Below are 1,600 nucleotides of genomic sequence, written 5' to 3'. Positions count from 1 at the left end.
TCCAGCGCGCGGGCCGCGGCGGTGGGGCGGGGCTCGCGGCCGGTGCGGTCGAACAGCGGCACGGCCAGCTCGGCTTCAAGGTGGGCGATGGTCATGCTCACGGCCGAGGGCACGCGCGACAGCGCCCGCGCCGCGGCCGAGAACGAGCCCTGGTCCAGCACGGCCAGAAACACCTGCACGCTGTCGGAAGAGAACGCCATGGGGCCGGAGTATCTATCAATAAAACTGAAACAAGCTGACTTTATGTATCAGCCTGGCACACATACAGTGGCCCCATGTCCACGCACACCGCCCCCGCTACCCACCGCACCACCGGCCTGCAAGGCCTGCCACGCCGCGTGCTCTACGTCACCCTGTACGAGCTCATCGCCATCGTGGCCGCCACGGCGGCGCTGGCTTGGCTCACGGGGCAGGGGCCGGGGCATTCGGGCGTGGTCGCCGTGGCGGCCTCGGCCATCGCGGTGGTGTGGAACCTCGTGTTCAACTGGGCGTTCGAGCGCTGGGAGGCGCGCCAGCCGGTGCGCGGGCGCAGCACGGCGCGCCGCATCGCCCATGCCATCGGGTTCGAGGGCGGCCTGGTCTTCACCCTGGTGCCGCTGTTCGCCTGGTGGTTCAAGGTCAGCCTGTGGCAGGCCTTCGTGATGGACCTGGGGCTGATCGCCTTCTTTCTTTGCTACACCTTCGTCTTCAACTGGGGCTTCGACCGCATCTTCGGCCTGCCGGCATCGGCCCAGGCGGGACCGTCCGGCGTTCAGGGCACCACGAAGGCCACCCCCCAGGCCGTGGCTCAGTAAGGCAGCGCGAAGCCGTTGCGCCCGGCGTTGATGCGCGTGGCCGTGGGGGTGCCGTTCACCTCCTGCGCGGTGAGCGACACGCTGGCGCCCGGCACCAGCAGGCTGCGGTCGCCGCCGCGGAATGTCACCACCGGCGCGCCGGGCGGCACGATGACGGTCTTCTCGCCACCCTGGTAGGTGAGCTTCAGCGTGCGGCCCTTGGCGGCCCCGCCGGCGGCATCGGACACGCCTGCCACGTCGGCCACGGTGGCGTTGGTCATGGTGCTCTGGGGCTGCAGGTCGAACGGGCGGTGGCCCTCGCCGGCCCCGCGCGCGGATTCGGGGAACACCGTCACGGCGATGGCGCGCTGGGTGCCGTCCGCCTGGGGCAGCGCGGCCGTGCCGATGAAGCTGCCCGGCTGGATGTCCGCCAGTGCGATCGGATAGACCTCCTGCACCACCAGCGTGGGCGAAAGCGCCAGCGTGACCGTCTGCCCGCCGCGTTCCTTGACGGTGAGCGACGTGGGCGTGGCGGCTTCGATGGTGCCGCGCAGGCGCACGGTCTGGGCGGGGGCAGCGGCGGGGGATGCCGCCGTGGGTGCTGGGGCCGGGGCCGTCTGGGCCGTGGCCGCGCCTGCGCCCAGGATCAGGGTGGCCGCCACGAAGAGCGGGGACAGGCGTGCGGGGGCGGGAAGGGGCTTCATGGCGTGGCGCGGCGGCGTGCAGTGAAAGAGGCTGCCCATGATGCCCGAAGCGCCCGGGCCAGGCGTTGCCGGGCGTTTCAGTGCGCCGCGCCGGCGCCGAAGCGAAAGCTCGACGCCGTCACG

The 1,600-nt window shown here is 71.9% G+C and carries 3 protein-coding genes; 1 reads left to right on the top strand and 2 read right to left on the bottom strand.

Annotation, left to right across the window (positions count from 1 at the left end):
• On the bottom strand, positions 1-200 hold a 200-nt coding region (locus AC27KI_RS24390; RefSeq protein WP_487116327.1), incomplete at its 3' end, for a helix-turn-helix domain-containing protein.
• Positions 201-317: 117 nt separating this feature from the next.
• Between AC27KI_RS24390 and AC27KI_RS24385 the strand changes: the two genes are divergently transcribed.
• Complete coding sequence (locus tag AC27KI_RS24385; protein WP_487116329.1) at positions 318-794, top strand: PACE efflux transporter; 477 nt, start codon at positions 318-320, stop codon at positions 792-794.
• Here the strand turns inward: AC27KI_RS24385 and AC27KI_RS24380 are convergent.
• The coding region (locus AC27KI_RS24380; RefSeq protein ID WP_487116325.1) for a hypothetical protein at positions 788-1,600 on the bottom strand (813 nt) is incomplete at its 5' end. The two genes, AC27KI_RS24385 and AC27KI_RS24380, sit on opposite strands and share 7 nt — an antisense overlap.

It is taken from the genome of Acidovorax sp. KPB24-03 (genome assembly GCF_057546605.1).
The sequence above is the reverse complement of the archived record's forward strand: the minus strand, read 5'-3'. Positions and strand labels throughout refer to the sequence as shown.